17 protein-coding genes are annotated in these 18836 nt (G+C 35.7%); 2 read left to right on the plus strand and 15 right to left on the minus strand.

Annotated elements, in window-relative coordinates:
* Positions 1 to 248: 248 nt before the first annotated feature.
* Positions 249 to 1175, minus strand: coding sequence for a site-specific integrase (locus M2132_RS10915; RefSeq protein WP_280673477.1), 927 nt, complete (start codon positions 1173 to 1175; stop codon positions 249 to 251).
* A gap of 54 nt (positions 1176 to 1229) precedes the next feature.
* On the opposite strand from M2132_RS10915, the gene M2132_RS10920 reads away from it, so the two are divergent.
* Positions 1230 to 2429 (plus strand): restriction endonuclease subunit S, encoded by a 1200-nt coding sequence (locus M2132_RS10920; protein ID WP_280698300.1) that lies wholly within the window; start codon positions 1230 to 1232, stop codon positions 2427 to 2429.
* Here M2132_RS10920 and M2132_RS10925 read toward each other — a convergent pair.
* The gene (locus M2132_RS10925; RefSeq protein ID WP_348523155.1) at positions 2422 to 2958 is read right to left on the minus strand and encodes a restriction endonuclease subunit S; all 537 of its coding nucleotides are present in this window, start codon (positions 2956 to 2958) and stop codon (positions 2422 to 2424) included. The genes M2132_RS10920 and M2132_RS10925 overlap by 8 nt on opposite strands.
* 52 nt (positions 2959 to 3010) lie before the next feature.
* Between M2132_RS10925 and M2132_RS10930 the strand changes: the two genes are divergently transcribed.
* Positions 3011 to 3532, plus strand: a complete 522-nt coding sequence (locus M2132_RS10930) for a restriction endonuclease subunit S (protein ID WP_280673505.1) — start codon at positions 3011 to 3013, stop codon at positions 3530 to 3532.
* On the opposite strand, the gene M2132_RS10935 is transcribed toward M2132_RS10930, so the two are convergent.
* From M2132_RS10935 to M2132_RS10995, 13 genes are all read right to left on the minus strand, one after another.
* Entirely contained in the window at positions 3525 to 4694 is a 1170-nt protein-coding gene (locus M2132_RS10935; RefSeq protein ID WP_280698302.1) for a restriction endonuclease subunit S, read from the minus strand. The genes M2132_RS10930 and M2132_RS10935 overlap by 8 nt on opposite strands.
* Before the next feature lie 55 nt (positions 4695 to 4749).
* Positions 4750 to 6375: a type I restriction-modification system subunit M gene (locus M2132_RS10940; protein WP_280673485.1), complete on the minus strand. Its 1626-nt coding sequence runs from the start codon at positions 6373 to 6375 to the stop codon at positions 4750 to 4752.
* 5 nt (positions 6376 to 6380) lie between these two features.
* Positions 6381 to 7664, minus strand: coding sequence for an AAA family ATPase (locus M2132_RS10945; protein WP_280673487.1), 1284 nt, complete (start codon positions 7662 to 7664; stop codon positions 6381 to 6383).
* On the minus strand, positions 7657 to 10626 hold the full coding sequence (locus tag M2132_RS10950; protein ID WP_280673488.1) for a type I restriction endonuclease subunit R: 2970 nt from the start codon (positions 10624 to 10626) through the stop codon (positions 7657 to 7659). The genes M2132_RS10945 and M2132_RS10950 overlap by 8 nt, the downstream gene beginning before the upstream one ends.
* 257 nt (positions 10627 to 10883) lie before the next feature.
* Positions 10884 to 11456: a hypothetical protein gene (locus M2132_RS10955; protein ID WP_280673489.1), complete on the minus strand. Its 573-nt coding sequence runs from the start codon at positions 11454 to 11456 to the stop codon at positions 10884 to 10886.
* 36 nt (positions 11457 to 11492) lie between these two features.
* On the minus strand, positions 11493 to 12434 hold the full coding sequence (locus M2132_RS10960; protein ID WP_280673491.1) for a relaxase/mobilization nuclease domain-containing protein: 942 nt from the start codon (positions 12432 to 12434) through the stop codon (positions 11493 to 11495).
* Complete coding sequence (locus tag M2132_RS10965) at positions 12400 to 12795, minus strand: plasmid mobilization protein (protein WP_280673493.1); 396 nt, start codon at positions 12793 to 12795, stop codon at positions 12400 to 12402. Before M2132_RS10965 ends, M2132_RS10960 begins: the two co-directional genes overlap by 35 nt.
* 180 nt (positions 12796 to 12975) lie before the next feature.
* Positions 12976 to 13437: a DUF3408 domain-containing protein gene (locus tag M2132_RS10970; RefSeq protein ID WP_280673495.1), complete on the minus strand. Its 462-nt coding sequence runs from the start codon at positions 13435 to 13437 to the stop codon at positions 12976 to 12978.
* Positions 13438 to 13459: 22 nt separating this feature from the next.
* Positions 13460 to 13810 carry a helix-turn-helix domain-containing protein gene (locus M2132_RS10975; RefSeq protein WP_280673497.1) on the minus strand — a complete coding sequence of 117 codons (351 nt, stop codon included), beginning with the start codon at positions 13808 to 13810 and terminating at the stop codon, positions 13460 to 13462.
* 232 nt (positions 13811 to 14042) lie between these two features.
* Positions 14043 to 15422: a hypothetical protein gene (locus M2132_RS10980; RefSeq protein ID WP_280673500.1), complete on the minus strand. Its 1380-nt coding sequence runs from the start codon at positions 15420 to 15422 to the stop codon at positions 14043 to 14045.
* Positions 15422 to 16432 carry a nucleotidyl transferase AbiEii/AbiGii toxin family protein gene (locus M2132_RS10985; protein WP_280673502.1) on the minus strand — a complete coding sequence of 337 codons (1011 nt, stop codon included), beginning with the start codon at positions 16430 to 16432 and terminating at the stop codon, positions 15422 to 15424. The genes M2132_RS10980 and M2132_RS10985 overlap by 1 nt, the downstream gene beginning before the upstream one ends.
* The gene (locus tag M2132_RS10990; RefSeq protein WP_280673503.1) at positions 16425 to 17036 is read right to left on the minus strand and encodes a DUF6088 family protein; all 612 of its coding nucleotides are present in this window, start codon (positions 17034 to 17036) and stop codon (positions 16425 to 16427) included. Before M2132_RS10990 ends, M2132_RS10985 begins: the two co-directional genes overlap by 8 nt.
* Before the next feature lie 239 nt (positions 17037 to 17275).
* On the minus strand, positions 17276 to 18511 hold the full coding sequence (locus tag M2132_RS10995; protein ID WP_280673504.1) for a site-specific integrase: 1236 nt from the start codon (positions 18509 to 18511) through the stop codon (positions 17276 to 17278).
* Positions 18512 to 18836: the final 325 nt, after the last annotated feature.

Here is an 18836-nt window from a genome sequence, read left to right on the forward strand (position 1 = left end):
GTGGGAGATATTAAGTTCTTTATGTACAGACTGGCGATGCTATATTCGTGATATGTGACAAGGTTTATCAACCGGGAAAATCCGCTGACCCCAAATCAGATAATATAAAGAAAACTATTATCACCTTTTGAAAAGCTATCAATATTGCTTGTAAAGAACTGTATCGTATTTTTACCTTTATTACAAGGCAATAGTTTACTGACCTCAAGCTGTTTTGGAGAAGTACTTTTATCTTGAGGTCAGCCGCTTTATCTTAATGTCTTAAACATTTGGTCAATGCACTTCTTTTTCTGTTCCATATTCGGATGAACATATAGATTCAGGGTAGTGCTGATATTTGAGTGCCCCAAGATTACGCTCACTGTTTTATAATCGCAATTGCTCTCAATACATCTCGTGGCGAAACTATGTCTTAGTCCATGAAATTTCAGTTCCGGCATATCTAACTTTTTCATCAGTTTCTTGTAGTAGTTTCTATAGGTGCGGGGTTCTGTGGGCTTGAAATCGTTGGTTAATAGATAAAATGAACTATTTACCACTTTCTTGATCGGCTTTAGCATTTTCAGTAAATCTCTACTCATCGGAATATCTCGAATAGAATTCTTTGTTTTGGGAGTGTCAAGGATAAGCTCCGTTCGTCTATCATTATCTTCGATAACATAAATCCGTTGGATTGTCTTCCTAATATTGATAATACCAGTTTCGGTATCTATGTCATCCCATGTCAAAGCGCAAATCTCTCCAATCCGGATGCCTGCACTCAAACAGATATAGATTCCTAAGTTCTTAAACGTAAAATGCTCTTGGACATAATTCATGATTTTCTTCTGGTTGCTTTTACTTAGAACTTCGATCTCGTACCGTTCTCTTTCTGTTGGAAATTGGACGTCGAATTGCTGATACTCAAGAAGTTTGTTTTTAACCCCAAACTTCAAGATCATCTTCAAAACGATAAGGATATCCTTGATAGTTTTTTGACTTAACCCTTCGTCCAGCTTCCTGAATACAAACTCCTGAATATCTGGCTCTTCAACACTAAGCTTATTTCCAAAACTTGGCAACAGATGATTCTCAATTAAAAGCATATACGCAGAATAACTTGACTTCTTTACATACTGCTTTTTGTCTTTTTTCCAAAGGTCGATGACCTTACTAATCTCTACTTCTTTTGTCATATTTTTCTGATTTTAATATTATTACTCAAAAGAATATACACAGAAAGCTTTTATGTGCCAAATATCCTCAATTTCCCAAATTTGAGATTCCCGGAGTTTACAGAGGAGTGGAAATGGTATGAACTTAGAGATGTTATTCATATGTTTAGTGGCGGAACACCACCTATGCAATCTCCTGATTATTGGAACGGAAATATCCCTTTGATTTCAGCGATCTCAATGCATAATACCTATATTTCATCTTCTACTCAATACATTACAGACATTGGATTAGAGAAAGGATCTAGATTGCTTCAAAAAGAGAATTTGTTATTATTAGTAAGAGGAAGTATGCTTTGGAATAGAATTCCTATTTGTTATAACCTGATAGACGTTGCATTTAATCAAGATGTCAAGGGAATAGTTGTTGGTAATAAATCAACTTCGCTCTTTGTCTTATACTGGTTTCAGTCCAAAGAGACGTTTTTAAAAAGCTTAGTTACTGGTACAGGTATAGGTGCTGGAAAATTGGATTCTGAAACTATTTTTTCCTTGCAGATTGCGTTGCCAAATAAGATCGAACAGTCAAAAATAGCAAAATTCCTTTCTCTACTTGACCAACGTATTGAAACCCAAAACAAAATAATTGAGAAATATGAGTCCCTAATTAAAGGGATTATAGATTATCATTTTAAAAGAAGTGCCCGAGAGGATTATCTTGTAAAAGAACTGGGAGAATATTTTAGTGTAATGAACTTATCGAAGGAAAATTTATCTGAGACAGGGGCAGAATGTATTCTATATGGTGAATTATTCACCACTTATGGATGCGTTATCAATGAAATAAAAAGCCGAACGGCAAAAGATGGGAATAAATTAACTCTTAGTTCAAGCAATGATTTGCTATTTCCATCTTCTACAACTGTGGATGCATATTCCTTAATTTCTCCATCTGCAATTCTAAAAGAAGGTGTCATTTTAGGAGGCGATATGTTTGGCATTCATATAAATGAGAAATTTAACAATGAATATCTCAGCTATCTGTTTAATTATATCTATAAGAACGAGTTAGCTAGATATGCCAAAGGAAGTACAATTGTTCATTTACACTATAATGAAGTTAAGGATGCTAAAATAGAAATTCCATCACTTGAAGAACAAAATAAAGTTACCATTGGGCTAAGGCTATTCCAAGAGAAAATTTCTATTGAGAAGAATCTACTGTCTACATTTCAAAAACAGAAAGAATATTTGCTTCGACAAATGTTTATATAAAAAGGTTTTGGAGTAGATAACTTTTTTGTTTATAGAACTTTCCAAGAATGTTTTTCTCTATAATAATTTTATAGTCGATTGTGGATAAAACTTTAGCTATTCTTTCTTGCTCTGTAAATTCCGGACAATGTATTAACTCTTTACCATAATCTTTAAAATAAATATGAGGAATACCTGAGCCAACCCTATATTTTTCAAAACTAAGACTTTGCATACAGTAGTAGATATATTTCAGGCATACACCATTTTTTGCCATAAGATAGTTTAAAGTTCCAATGACGGAGTATTTATCAGAAGCATATTGTAACTTTCCGACATTTGATCCATCTTTTATTATTAAAATTGAATCTCCATTTACATGGTGTTGAGAGAAATGAGCGAAAATGCCAGAAGCACCATAGACCGGATACATTCCTTCATTTGCTAGAACTTCACTTTCTGTTAATGTTGAGGAATGACATATAAGACAGTCCTTCAGCTTAACATTTTTCTTTTTGTTCCTGAAAATATAATCTATAATCCCTTTAATAAAGGATTATTTTTCCTTTGGGAGTACGCTACGGAACAAAATATTTGAAAAAATACGAAAATCTGATTTCAAAAAATCAAAGATTAGGCATTTACTTGAGTATGAACAGCCAACTAAGTATATAGTTGAAAATGTGGGCTATTTGGAAAATCCAACGTTAATCCCTGTTCTTACTGCAAACAAAGCATTTGTTTTGGGATATACTGATGAACAGTATGGAATTTATGACAAAGGAGATTGCATTATTTTCGATGATTTCACAATGGACATTAAATATGTTGACTTCTCTTTTAAGGTAAAATCTTCAGCAATAAAGATTTTGACACCGAAATCTGAAATTAATTTGAGATATATGTTTGAATACCTTTCTTTTCTAAGTTTATCATCGAATGAGCACAAACGTCATTATATTTCGGAAGTAGAAGATGTAATAGTTCCTGTTCCGGATGTTGAGAAGCAAAATTCGATAGCAAGATTGTTATTTGCATTTGACTGCAAAATAGAGGCAGAAAGATCTCTTTGTGTTTTGTTATGCAAACAAAAAAAGTATCTTCTCCGAGAGATGTTCATATAAACATTTGTTGAAGAAAGTAATTCTTTTTTTCTCGAAGTGCTTCTAATATTGAGACTTCGCATTGAATTTTATTTACGATACTTACAAATAACTTGACAAGCCTGTTTTGTTCTTTAATTTCAGGAAGATGAATTTTTATACTCGCCATTACATTGTTCATTAGCTTTGGATTTGCTAAATTGACAAAAACATATTTCTTTGCAATAAGGTTTAAACAAAGAGCTACAAAATATGGATTATGGTTACTACTTATTTTTAGTGTACCACAAACATTTGTGCAATTAAATTTCCCGTTTCTATAAAATACAGTTCCTGCATTTGCCCCATCTGTAGTCCAAGTTACATATTCGCCATCAAAATCATAAGTATCTAAATATCCCATAATTCCATGATTTGAGGTCTGCGAAGAATATAGTGGGTACTTAGGGTTTCGCTGTTTACTAATTTCAACAGAGCTAATTACTCGACCTCGCCCAAGTGAAGCTATGTCTGCAATTTGGAATTGTTCCCATGATTCATTTAGTAATAATCGCTTACTAAGCGTACTCTTTAACAACTTAAATTCCTCAATTATTTTGTTTTGGGTTATAATTCTCTCATCTATTAGCGACAGAAATGAAGCTATTTTTTGTTGTTCTTCAAGAACTGGAATAGAGATTTTTATACTCTTGAGGCTTTCAAAGGTTAGTCCTTCTCTACCGCTCCCAGTTTGCAAATTAGTGAGAATTGCCTGACCTTTGTTTGATGAGAATAAAGGTTGTACAAATCTTGGGTTATATTGTTTATTCAATCTTATTATACAGACGTGTTGATTTACATTTCCAGATTCAAAATTATTAGGAACGACACAGCTTCGCCCTAACGATGCTCCAGTTATATTAAGAAGTATGTCATTAGGTTGGACGACACTATTCTCCATTTGTCGATTTATGATTTCTGGGATGAATACAGAATTGTCCAAATCTAACTTGTCGTTATTTACATTTTGACTTCGTATAAAAAGCACACCTTCTTTTGTATAAACAGCTTCACCACCTAAAGGAGTCTTTCCACTATTTACTTTATTAGCTATATCTCCTAACTTATACCATCTCCACTCCCCCTCAAACTCTGGAAATCTCAAATTTGGGAAATTGCCCTTTATTTTCTTTTCTTCTGTCATCTCAGTCATTTTTATTCTTAATCTATTGAATTAAGGATTTTAAAAAGCAAAAAAATTAAAGGACTAATCCTAACTCTTTTAAGTACACTTCGATTTCCTTGTCTAAATCTGCTCGTTTAGCCTCAAGTTCTTTGATTTCTTTCATTACCGCATGAATGTCAACAGGCTCATCTTCAACAAATGTACTAACATATCGAGAGATATTTAGATTGTAGCCGTTTTGCTCAATTTCACTTAATGGAACTCGACGAGAGTAACGTTCTTCTTCTTTACGGAATTGATATGTTTCAATAATTTTTTCTATATCATTCGGCAATCCGTCCTCTCCTTCACGTAAACGATTTTGGCGTTTGTCTTTCTTGTAACATTCACTTGCATTTATGAAAAGAACATCATCGAACCGCTTACATTTTTTTAGAACTAAAATACAAACAGGAATACCTGTAGAAAAAAACAAATTAGAAGGTAACCCTATTACAGTATCAATATTATTGTCTTTCAAAAATTTAGTACGAATTCGCTCTTCTGCACCACTACGGAATAAAACCCCATGGGGAAGTATGATTGCCATTGTTCCTTCATTAGATAGGAAATGGAAACCATGTAAAAGGAATGCGAAATCAGCCGCAGATTTAGGAGCTAAGCCATAGCTTTTAAAACGAAAATCTTCGGCAAGTGTATCGTTTGGCTCCCATCGCAAACTGAAAGGAGGATTGGCAACAATCCCATCAAATTCCATTTTCTTTGCCGGATTCATTTCATTCAGTATATCCCAATCGTTTGACAAGGTGTCACCATGGTGAATTTCAAATTCAGTATCCTTTAGTCCATGTAACAACATATTCATGCGAGCAAGGTTGTAAGTGGTAATATTTTTCTCTTGCCCATATATCTTTCCAATACTACCTCCGCTCTCTTCCAGTTGTCTGCGAACATTCAACAGCAAAGAGCCTGAACCGCAGGCGAAATCCAAGACTTTATTCAATTTCCCTTTTTCACCAAGTTCCGGATTCTGGCTATCTAAAATGACTATTTTAGATAAAATGGTGGATATTTGTTGCGGAGTGTAAAATTCTCCTGCTTTCTTGCCTGAACCTGCTGCGAATTGACTAATGAGATATTCATAGGCATCGCCCAATATATCTGTATCAGTGGAAAACGAAGCTATCCCTTCCGCAATTTTTTGGATAATAGTACAAAGTTTTTTGTTCCTTTCTGTGGCTGTTTTACCCAACTTTTCGGAATTGAGATTGATTTCAGAAAACAGTCCTTGGAATGTACTTTCAAATGATTCGTTTTCTATGTATCGAAAACCTTCCTCAAGTGTAGCTAAGAGTTCATCATTTTGCGTGCGAGCCAATTCAGCAATATTACTCCACAAATGCTGCGGTTTTATAACATAATGAACTTTTCGCCGCATTTGTTTCTCAAAATCAGGCACATCGGCTTCGTTTGCTTTATACCATAATCCCAAAGCGGTATGTTTATCATTTTCTTCTAATTTAGGATAATCTTTCCCCAATTCTTTCTTCGCAGCCTCTTCGTAATTGTCTGACAAATAACGAAGAAATAGAAAGGATAACATATAATCACGAAAATCATCCGCATTCATTGCTCCACGTAATTGATCTGCTATATCCCAAAGGGTTTTACCCAATTGCTTTTGATCTTGTATTGTCATATTGATTATTTCTTTATATTCCTCTTTCTCTCAAATTTTTCAAACTGAGAAAGATCTATTTTTCCAACTATTTTAGGTGAGGTTCGTCTTTCGATTTCTCTTTCTGCAGGTTCTGAATCATTCTGTACAATGAGCTTTTCCAAATCCTTTTTTGATTCAGCTGAAGTCTGCTTTTCTTCAACAATAAGTACGGGTAAGTCAAACTGATATTTATCCAAAAAAGCCTGCAAGATACTCTTGAAAAGCATCTTGTTGTCTTCTCCCATTTCAACGGGTTCGTAAATAGAATATTTCCCATGGCTTAATAGGTTTAATGCACGTGAATAAAGCACCTCATCCTCTATTCCATGAATACATTTAGAAAAATCATCATGACCAAAAAAAGTAGATGTTTTTTCCAGAATGCCCCGCAAGATATTAAAATGATAAGTGTTAATTTTTCCGGAATCCTTCACTTTTTTAAGTTCACTCAATAATGCAACATGATGAAAAAAAGGAGTTTCATCTGTCGCTTGTAAAGTATATCCTTCATGTCCGTTCCTATGCAAAAAATAACGCTTACATTTATATTTTTTAAATTCATTACAGACTACATTAAAAAACAAACTATGATGAGATGAAATTATAAATTTTAGATTATCCTTTCCTTTTTTCAACAATTGCGATAAATCACTGGCAACAGCAATAGCATTGTTGTCATCCAACGAAGAAATAGGATCATCTATATAAATATACTTAACCCAGCTATATGACTCTGCTCCATCAATAGTTAATTCGCAAATTGCAAGAAAAATACACCATATGAAAATATTTTCTTCGCCTCTGGATATTTTAATGTTGTCTTTAATGATAAACTCTGGTTCTTCCGTATCAGGTTTATGATCTGGATTTGGAATCCTTTTGCTAAATGTAACATTCCAGTTTTCATAATCGAATTTAAAATCAAACTCCGCATAACGTTCTAAATAAGCAAAGATTTTTTCTTCTAATGCTAATTCTTTAAATCCATTGAAGAATTTCGAATCAACATTTACTTTAAGAATTCGTTCTAAATCATTTTCCAAATCGTTATCCCAATTAAATAGGTCTTCTGTAAATGCATTAAAATAGAGGGTATCTCCAATATCTTGCTTTTTCCCCTTATTTTTAAATTCTACGGATAAACGAGTTTTCCCTGTCCCATTATAAGCATAGATTAAAACAAAAAGATGATTATTCAAGTCATCGCGCAACCTTGTGACAAGATTTGATAATGTTTTGTAAGTATATATTTTAGGTTGATTACTCATAAGCAGCTAACCCCGATATTTCACGTCCTTGAACTTGCTTCTTCAAATGAGGAACTAAATCCTCCATCAAGGCAAGTTCTTTTACTCGTCGCTCTTTCCAGCTTAATTCCAATGGCTCTAATAGATCTGTCAGTTTTTCCCCATCAAAAATCATTCGGTTTACAATCTGGTCGGTAAAGGTTTTTAACATTACTATCTGTAAATCATGTTTGTTGGCTATCGCCATTAACTCTTTGTTACTTTTCTCTATCTTAAATGTTTCATATCCTTCACGCAGCATATTCACATCCTGACCGCTATTCCAATCCAAACTATTAATATAATCAGTCAGATCTTCTTGCTCATCCAATAAATTTGAATTTGACGTAAGCAGACTGATTATCTGCGATTTTGTCATTTTTTGTTTCGCCGGTTTCTTTTGAGTGCTATCGGCAATCAACTCCATGATATAATCATAGTCAATCAACGTGGAAGCAAAAAGTACAAACTCAAAATCGAGTTGTTGAACAGCGGGAGGAGCTTGGGGACCTTCTTTCTGTTGTATTTCTCTGAACTGTTTTGCTGTCTCTATATATGAACTTCTGAACGAACGCAAGGTCTCTTCCGATAATATTTTCTCAATTTGAGCTTGCTGTTCTTCATCCATATCCGTGTATTGGTCAAGCTCTCTTTTTAATCGTTGTACTTCTTTAAAATTGTTGATAAATGCTATCCGAGCCGCGTCCCCTCTTAGATTATAAACCGCTTCCGGGTCACAAGCTAAATCATTTTTCGCCATAAAATCGTCCAACTTGGCGACAGCTTCTCTATATTTCTCTATAACTACCGGGGCAGAATCAACCAACCATATTTTTCTTGCCTCTTCTTTATCCTTTTCTCCTGAAAATAAAGAAATAGCAGTATTCACAGCTTCCTGTTGGTGGCGAAAATCTAAGATATTCCCATATGGCTTGGTATCATTAAGCACACGGTTTGTGCGAGAAAAAGCTTGTATCAGTCCATGGTATTTCAAATTCTTATCCACATAAAGTGTGTTCAGGTATTTGGAATCAAAACCTGTGAGTAACATATCAACCACAATTGTTATGTCGATTTTGTTTTTGTGTGGATAGTCGGAATTATTATATTTATGGTCTTTGATACGCTTTTGCACATCTTGATAGTACAAATCGAATTCGTTAATACTATGATTTGTTTTGTATTGTTGATTATAGTCATCAATAATTGTTTTTAATGCCGCTTTCTTCTCATCTGGATTCTGCTTGTTGTCTTCTTTTTCCTGTTCTAAATCTTCTTGAATTTGTTGAATATCCTTGTTCCCTTCAGCAGGAGGGGAGAAAACGCAGGCTATATTAAGTGGAACATAATCCGGATTCTCAGTTTTCTTCTGTATTTGAATTTCTTTGAATAAACGATAATATTCTATTGCATTGTTGATAGAAGCGGTAGCTAAAACAGCATTAAAACGTTTTGAGCTGGTGGCAGCGTTATGTTTATCAAGTATAGCTTCAATCACGGCTTGTTGAGCAATCGCTTCTCCGGATTTGGGTTGAACATTGCCTTGTCCCTTGAAATAATCCACATGGAAGCGCAATACGTTTTTATCATCTATTGCGTGGGTTATGGTATAGGCATGCAATTGTTTTTCAAAAATATCATCGGTAGTTTTGTAAGAAGCCCGCTCTCCTTCACGGATATTATAAGTAGCATTGTCGTCAAAAATAGGTGTGCCGGTAAATCCAAAGAGTTGCGCATTTGGAAAGAATTCTTTAATCGCTCTATGATTATCTCCAAACTGTGAACGGTGACATTCATCAAAAATGAAAACAACTCTCTTTTTACTCAAAGGCTCTAATCGTTCTTTATAATTCCTCCTATTATTTTCGTCTAATGCCAAGCCTAACTTCTGTATAGTGGTAACAATTACTTTATCGGCATAATCCGTAGAGAGCAATCGTCTTACGAGTGTTTCGGTATTTGTATTTTCCTCTACGCTACCTTCTTGAAATTTATTGAACTCCTCACGGGTTTGCCTGTCCAAGTCTTTACGGTCAACTACAAAAAGACATTTCTCAATATCAGAATTATCTTTTAACAATGTAGAAGCTTTGAAAGAAGTTAGTGTTTTACCACTTCCGGTAGTATGCCAGATATAACCGTTGCCACGATTTTGGTGAATACAATCCACAATAGCTTTTACAGCATAAATTTGATATGGACGCATTACCAACATTTTTTGCTCACTTTCAATCAGAACCATGTATTTACTGATTAGCTCGCCCAATGTACATTTGGGAAGGAATTTTTCAGCGAAGGAATCTATATGAGTGATTTTTTTATTTTGTTCATCAGCATATTGATAAACAGGTAAAAATTGCTCGTCTGCATCGAAACTAAAATGTTGCTTCTTGTTGTTGGCAAAGTAAAGGGTGTTGCTTCTATTGCTTACAATAAACAACTGCATGAAACACATCAATGAATTTGTATAGCCATTGCCGGGTTCATTTTTATAATCAACAATTTGCTGCATGGCTTTACGTGGCTGAACATCTAATGTCTTAAGTTCCACTTGAACAACGGGAATCCCATTGATAAGGATAATAACATCATATCGCTGATTGCTGTTCTCGGTATTTATTCTCAATTGATTAACAACCTCATATTCATTTTTACACCAGTCTTTTATATTGACTAAAGTGTAATGTAAAGGAGTGCCATCTTCACGTTGAAAGTAATTTCGAGTCCGTAACAACTTCGAAGCCGCAAAAACATCAGGGTTTATAATATCTGTTTTAAGTCGTTCAAATTCGCTATCCGTCAATTTCACTCGATTGAGAGCCTCAAATTTCTCGCGGAAATTTTTATCAAGTGTTTTCCTATCACGAATATCTTCACGATAGGTATATTTTAGCTCCCTGAGCTTTCTTATAAATTGTTCTTCTATTTGGGTTTCTCTGATCATAAGACACTTCCCTTTATAGTTAAATATTTTAAGGCTCAAAGATACCAAATATTTAAGAAACAGCCTCAACTATAGTGCAAAAGCTTTATTTCTTGCCTTTTTCAACTGTTATACGCCCCCAATAAAGCAAGAATAAATTAGGCAAGACTTTTATGAGAAATACACTTTTCAGAATGAAAAGGAAGATTTCTTGTAAAACTGTGCTTGGTCTTGCTGTTTTATTCTTGCTCTATATATTTGTATAGCAGATGAAAAAACTATTTTTGCTTCATTTCATTTTTGGGTTTGACCTTGATTTGAAGGCTATCTACTTCCGCTTGTATTTCTTTAAGGACAATGCTTTGCCTGTAGTACACGTTATTCAAAAGCGTATAATCGTTCTGCTGTTTCATGCAAAATACCGTTAGGGTAAGCACCAGCAAGCCCAGCACGGTAATCACTATAGAGGATTTCCTGACTTTGAAAAACTTGAAATAAAGGTAGGATTTATCCTGTTCTGGTTCTGGCTTTGTTTCCTGTTGCTTTTTTGACTCTTGCAGTATGGCACTTATAGAAGCCAACACCTTATATGTCCCTTCTGTGTCTTTTTCCAACTGCTCAAGATGCTTATACATTGTTTTAAAATGAGAGTCGCAATGTGTTCCAAGCCCCTGAATACTCTTCTTAAATATTTCGACAATTTCATCTTTACTTGCCCTTAACTCGGGAGTTAAATCAACTTGTTCTTCTATTGGGTGGGATACCTTTTGTTCCTTTAAATGCCGGTTTATTTTCTCTTCTATTTCCGATAACTTTTCCCATAAAGCATCGTTTGATACTGATTTACTCATGTTGTTTGTTTTTTTAATCTGTTAATTATTCGTTTTTTATCTTCTTATGCCTCTGCGCTTTTCAGGCTTCTTTTTCTTTTTCAATGCCTGTTGACGCAGATATTCCGCTTCGTCCTCATCCTGATTCGAGGGCTGAATGTCGAACAAACTGCCTACGGCTGATAGTGCATCACCCACGCCTGATACGATATTTTCCGGAAACGTGTCGCCCGTCTTTTTCGGAGTAGCCATTTGCTCCTGTTCCTGAACAGGGTTATTTTCGCCGAACTGCACGTTCAGCTTGCCATAGCTGAACTTCCGGTCCACATCAGAACCTTTGAAAGAATACTCTCCTTTCTTAAAGGATATACCCTGCACCTCATCGGTCTGCCCTTTGAGTTTGTATTCTATGGATATGCCTTTTTGTTTGAGAGCGTCTTCAAACTGTTGCCAGCTTTTGGCTTTGGGCAATATGCCTTTTATCGCATAGTAGATTTCATACTTGGTTTGCTCCGCTCCCTTTAACTTCTGTTCATTAACATTCTCTTTGCCCTTGCCGTAAGTAAGGTTATACTTATCCTTTAGCTGTTTGCAGACCTTTTCGTTTCGATAGCGGTCGTTCTTATCGGATATGGTTTTACCGTCATAATCCACCCGATTAAACACAATATGTAAATGAGGGTGGTTCGTGTTGCTGTGGCGGACGATTAGATACTGTGTGTTCTTTATTCCCATTGCCTGCATATACTCTTTGGCTATGCGTTCCAGGAATTGGTCTGTCATCCGCTGTTTATCATCGGGAGAGAACGAGAGCGGGATATGCCCGACACATTTCGACAGGTTGGGATTGAGCAGACTTTGCATATAAAAGCTGTTGATAATGGACTGCGTATCGGTTTCCAATACGCCCTCCGTTGCCAATATTTGAGCGTTTTTATCGTCCAAAACGTAGGAAACGCACCCCTTAAAGCTTCTCCCTTTTACTATTTTTCCAATCATCCGACAGCTTATTAATAATTGTTTTGATAGCATCAAGCAAGGGTAATGCCTCATTTTCGAGCCGTTTTGTACTTAAAAACTTGGCAGATTTCGCAAGCTGATTGAGGTTGTTCCCCATGTTGGAAAGGTTACGAAGCAAATCCAATTCTTCTTTCTTTAATGGTTCTTTGATAACGCCGTTCAGAATCGCATCATGACAATAAACACTAACGGGAAGTTTGGCTTTGGTCGCCCTGTGCCGTATGGCATAGAGTTCATGCTCGGAGAAGCAAACCCCAACGGTCTTGCTCTTCCGGCTGACAGCATTCGCCTTGGGGCGACCGCCTTTCTTCCTGTTAGTATCTTTATTGTCGTTGCTCACTCTTTATTTCACATTGAGATTCCTTAAAACGGCGACCATCGGGAGCGGTTTTTCCCTTTGGCGATAGCCAAAGCGAGGGTTTTCATGTAATGAAAACATAACCTCGCTCCTCTAAAAAGAACGCAAGCGTTCCATTTAGAGGATAGGTCGGTCGACTAAACAGACCTATCCCATTTGACTTTACAGTTTTCGCCATGCATTAATGTCTTCTTCGTAATCCGACAAATGAGCTTTTACCAGATTCTCAACAAAACCTGACACACTTGATTTTTCCGTCCCAAGTCGGAGGATAACCTCAACGATACGTTCCCGAAGCTCATTACTGATAAATACCGTTTTGCGGTCAGTAATCTTAGGAACTCCTAAAAACATTTCTTGATATTCACACAAATTGGATTTGCGTTGCTTACTTGACAGTGTCCTCTTGGGAAGTTTATCCTGTTCCATATTATCTCTATCCGAACTTAGATTGATTGTCTCAGTCGGCACAGATAATTCGGATATCTCATCTTCTTTATTAATCTCAGGGATTTCGCTTTTCTCAGTAAGCGGATATCTTCGTCCAATGGTACTTTTACCCGCTATGATTTCCAAAAATTCCTTTTGATTGATGTCAGGCACATCTGCTATTTTCTTTGTCATATTTTTAAAATTAAATTAAAAACTATCGTTTCGATTTATTTCTCGCACTCTTAGCCAATGTCAATAGCATTTCAGATGAATCACTTCTTGACACCGTTTCTTTCTTTATCCACTCCAATAGTTCTTCCCGAGAGAAGATAAGTCGTCGTCCGAAATGCCGGAATGGTATTTGTCCGCTCGAAGTCAGTTTGTATAACTTCGATTTACTCAGCTCGTAGCCATTCTCTTTCAAAAATGCTATCGCTTGCATCAGAGAGCATGTATCAGGAGGAATGCCCGAACTCTCTTTTTCTTTCATCGGCAAGACCTTTGTCAAGGCTTGCACAACCACCTGCTCCAATTGCTCGGCGGTGGTAACAATAATATCGCCCATATCAAAAATTGTTTTGAGATTAATACTAAGCAAGCGTCCCTGCCATTAACTCAATCGATTGTGCCGACAAAGGTAAGCCGGCTCTATATGAAGAGTTTTGTGAATTATCTGGCTTTGCGAATCGTTCTGAGTTTACAATATAGCATATTGATAATAGGATAGTTACAAACGGGGAAGAGCCGGAAAGCAAGCTTCCGGCTCTATGAATTTATGTGAACAGCGATTGGGATTTTTATTCTATCTCGTCTTTCGGGAGTATTTTATCTGCGGATTTCATAAAATTCCGATGCTTCACTCCCCCTTCGTTTCTGATAAATTGGTTGGTATAAGCAGAGTAGGATAGGTTGTAATTATGTAGGAAAGGGGTTACCCACTCCTTTTCGGTATTGAATAGGGATTTATTGGGACTGTTTATCCAAATCTTCTTTAAGAGAAAGTAGAAGCGGGTTGTTTGTTTTGGCTTCAATTTGAACTTATCTTGTTTCTTGACTTCTGTGGTAAACATGTCAAGAAACTCCATAATCGTAAGATCATCCCATAATTCTTCATTAAATTCTCGATAGATCAAATCAAGAATCGGTATCGACAGAATATACTCCGGTTTTGTAGCTCTGTTTGTCTTTTCTATTTCTTTATCCTGTTCCCTGTCTCTTCTGTCTAAATATTCTTCCAGTTCTTGTCTGTTCTCTATTACCTCTATGGGTTCTGTCGGCTCACTAACGGCAAACTCTGTATAGTCTTTGATAAACATCGCGTTAGCGAGTATCCGGACTAATTTCGTAAAACCGAATAAAGGTTGAAGCTCTGAGTAATTATCAAGCGAAGAGCTGGCGAAATTCCACTGATAGCTTTTCTTTCTATACCTCCGGTAATCAAGTCGCACATATTCTACGTAATTTTCAGAAGAAAGCCGATTCATTACCTCTGAAAGGAGAAGATAGAAAAGGTTGTCTTGGGAAATCATCGGATTGTCTCGTGTATATAAAAACGGTAGGTTCTTATCACATAAGTCATTGGACAAGTTGATAATTTCTTCTGCTCGAATTTCTTTCTGTTGTTGAATGAATTTCTCTTTATCCGGTTCCGACTTGAAAGAAAGCTGATGCTCTATGTCTTGCTTTTCCTGTATCAAGTATGCTTCCACAATGTTTTGGAGAAGATAATACGTTTGCCAGAGGATTGACTCATCGTTCTTGAACTGAAATTCCGTCATCTTAGCAAGAGGGTCTTTTGCAGCATTCCAAAGATTGCTGCAAAAGACCTCATCCCTAACAAATTCATAAATACTAAATGAAAATTTTTCCAAATCTCTGGAGAGTGGATATTTCTTATATATAAGTTTCTCTACGGCGGAGTAACTTGCAAACAAATCACTATTCGATTGGCCAAGCAGGTAGAGTCGATTGAATAAGTATGCAAAATCTTCGGAATATTCTCCTTGTTGCAAGACTTGCTCAACTTCCGATTTAAAAATATCTATATCCAGAATACTCTCAAAAGCAAGGTCTAACTTTCTTTCATCCGATATACCTTCCTTGTATGCTTTGACATGGTATTTAATCAGAGCATTGTAGTTTTCGAGGAGGAGTAATGTATTTTGGAGGGTAGTCATTAATCTATATCAATTTTTCGAAAGCGTTCGTTTAATTTTGTGATCCTCTCTATTAATTTGTTGAAAGGAAGAGACTCTCCGTATATCATACTTTGCTGCATGGTCGCATAATCTCCCTCCCAGCTCGGCATAATCTCTGCAGGAGGAACAAATAATATAGTTTGGGGCAAAAGGGTTGAGTAATCAAATCCTTTTAACCCAATGAATTTCTTTCGATGCTCAATCACAGACTTATATAGCTCAATGTCGTTCATCGCTTCTTTGGCAATCTCTGTATCCATTAATTTTTCCAAATCGTATATATGTCTTGACATTCTGTCTGACCTTACCTCCATAGAACTCTTCGAAAACTCTTCATGCAGCAAACACGCCTTTTCAAGAAATGTCCTTTTAGGAGATACTACTCTAATTGAAAAAGGTATTTCCGTAAAAGAGGTATTTGGATAAGCTTGGGAAATCATAGTGTTTATTTCAACCTCTTCTATCGGTTCATTCATTGACCTTCCGCTAACCTCAATTAAAACTCGGCTTTGAATATAAGACACTTCCGAAAACATTGAATGATAGTGGACTTCAATTATTTCAGGGTCAGTAGTCGTAATAGGAGTTATATTAACCTTGACATCGAATAAAGACTTATCAATTCCCAATTTTGACAGTTGCTTCTCCACTTCTATTTTCATGATCTCTCTGACAAAAGAACAAGATGCCCGTCGTAGTTTATCACTAATCTGGGTTTTAGACAATTCTCCACTAAATCCTAAAAACTCTCTGTCAATCGCAATATCAACATCTTCGGAAAATCGCTCTATCAGATTCCAGCATTTACTCAAAGAAGTTCCGCCCTTGAAAGAGAGATGATTGGCAAAAGGAGTTGAGAAAAGAACTTTCAATACCATTGTCACCCACCAGTCTTTTTCGATAGCTAAAGGAGATAAACCTACTTTTCTCGATAAGTCTTCAATGATGCTTATTCTTCTTTCTTTCTCTATATTGAGCCATTTATTCATTTTCCGATTCATTTATTAGTGATAAAATAATATCAGTGATCCATTGGGGAGCAATATAAGCATCAGATATTATAATTTCTTTTGCCTCTACTAGTAAGATTTTCTGAATTTGCGCTAAATCGCTGTCGGTTATTAAGTTTCTACCTATTTCTTTTAATGCAGATACAACCAAAGGAGTTACTTCGCTTTTGAATGAGAAGTTTTTAGGAGCAGTTTGCTTAAAAGTAATGGTTTGCTTACCGATACTGATTTTTCGAGGTATGCCATCAGTTAGATATACCACATTCATCGGAACTTGGGTCGATAAGCCTAATTGATTTAATGCGTATGCACCAGTAGGTATAATTCGAGCTTTATCCCTCTGAGCTATCGCCTTTGCTACAGTATCGACAGATGGATACATAACTCCTAGTTCATTATCAATTACAGGATATAAGTAAACGCCTTTAGACAAACGTATTATTATTCCATCTTTGCAGATACGAGAAAGAGCTTGCCTTATAGACTCATTACTGCCTATATGACCAAATTGCTCAGGAAAGAATATCTTTCCTTGTTCAAAGCTATGAATTATCGTTAATATCTGCTGATGAATCGATTGCATTTTTACCCTGCTTTAATTTTGTCACAAAAATATGAGATTTTTGTGACAAATCCTATTCTTATCTGAATTATTTAAGAGTCTAGTGGATGCGTTTATAGATTATATTTAAGATTTTCACGTTTCATGAAATGCGAAAATGTCTATTTTATCTTTTAATTATCAAACAATTAAGTGTGCGATTTCATAAAATAATTTGCATAGAATTTAAAGGGGCGAAAGGGGATATAGTTTCCTATATATTATTCGTCTCCAAAGTTAGTCAAAAAAGCAGCATTCTTAATCCGTTCTTCCTTTTCAAACGATGCCAGATAGTTCTCTGTCGTTTTCAAATCGGAATGACCAAGACTTTCGGAAATATAGGCAATATTGGCTCCACTTCTTTTCAAAACGCTTGCAAATGAATGTCTTGCCGTATATGTGCTAATTCCCGATATGCCTAAATTGTCGCCAATCATCTTCAAACGCTTATTTATTCTGCGGGTAACATCTTGAGTCCGCTTCTTTTGTTCCATTGGAGTGTTGTATCCATCAAGAAAAGGAAAAATATGGCTATTTGGACTTTTATCAGAATTACCCCATCGCTCGATGATCTGCTTCATTTCAAGAGTTATCAATGCTTCAATTTCTTTTTTCTCTTTCGAAGTATGCAAGGTTTTAGAACGATAGAAATGAATTTCATCTCCATCAATATTCGAATATTTCAATTTCAGCAAGTCATTTATATTGATTCCGTTGCACAGATAGGAGAAAAACCATAAATCCCGATAATGTTCAGTAGCTTCTGTCCCATCTGTATAAGTAATGATTTGTTTTATTTGTGAGAGAGTCAGAGCCATTTTTCTTCCTTTACCGATTGGAATTTCATATTTTCCTCTGCCAAAAGGATATTGAGCCTCTTTTATAATTCCAACACTTTTTGCTTCGTTGAATATGGCTCGCATACAGCGGAGATACATAGAAACGGTGGTATAGCTCTTTCCTTCTGTAAGCATGTATTTTTCGTATTTCTTCAACCAGTCAACGGTAACTGCATCAAAAGCGATTTTATCTCCGGCATATTTCTCTAAATGCCGATAAGAGCATGAATATACCGAAGAATTACCGATTGTGCCTGTTTCTATCAAGCTATTTATCTTATTTTTGTAAGCGGTGTTCAATGTATCGCCAACACATTTCCCTAAGCGAATATTAAGATTGTCGAATGAGAAACTACCTTCTTCGACAAGAGAGCGTACTGTATTCTCTATTTTTTCAAAAGAATTCTTTATATCCGACCGAACAGCCATAAGCTTCGGACTTTTGGAACTTGATAATGTAGTCCATTCTTCCTGAGAAAGCTCTTTGCCTGTATTATAATAGCGTTGAACTCTATTAAATACAACCTGAATTTTGACAGGATATAATCCTGATTGCTTTTTTCTACGTGTATCCTGTGTAGTTAAAACAGAAACACCATCTTTAGAATACTTAAACATAAGCATTTATATTGTGTATATAAATCAAAAAGCGTACATGCAATTTGCATGCAAATATAGCGATTATTTGAAAATAAACAAATATAAGAAGAAAATAAAATTATATATTTTACTGATATACATAATATTATCAAAATAATGAAATTATATGAAATCCAAAGAAAACGTCTAAAATTGTCTTACAAGCAGAGGGTCGGCGGTTCGAATCCGTCAACGCCCACTTAAAGATTAAGAGGCTGTCTCACAATGATGAGATGGTCTCTTTTTTTTGGGGGTATAAAAAAGAAGCAAACCTTTATTTCTCTAAACAAAGGTTTGCTAATGA

The organism is Dysgonomonas sp. PH5-45 (assembly GCF_029893235.1).
Classification (GTDB): domain Bacteria; phylum Bacteroidota; class Bacteroidia; order Bacteroidales; family Dysgonomonadaceae; genus UBA1309.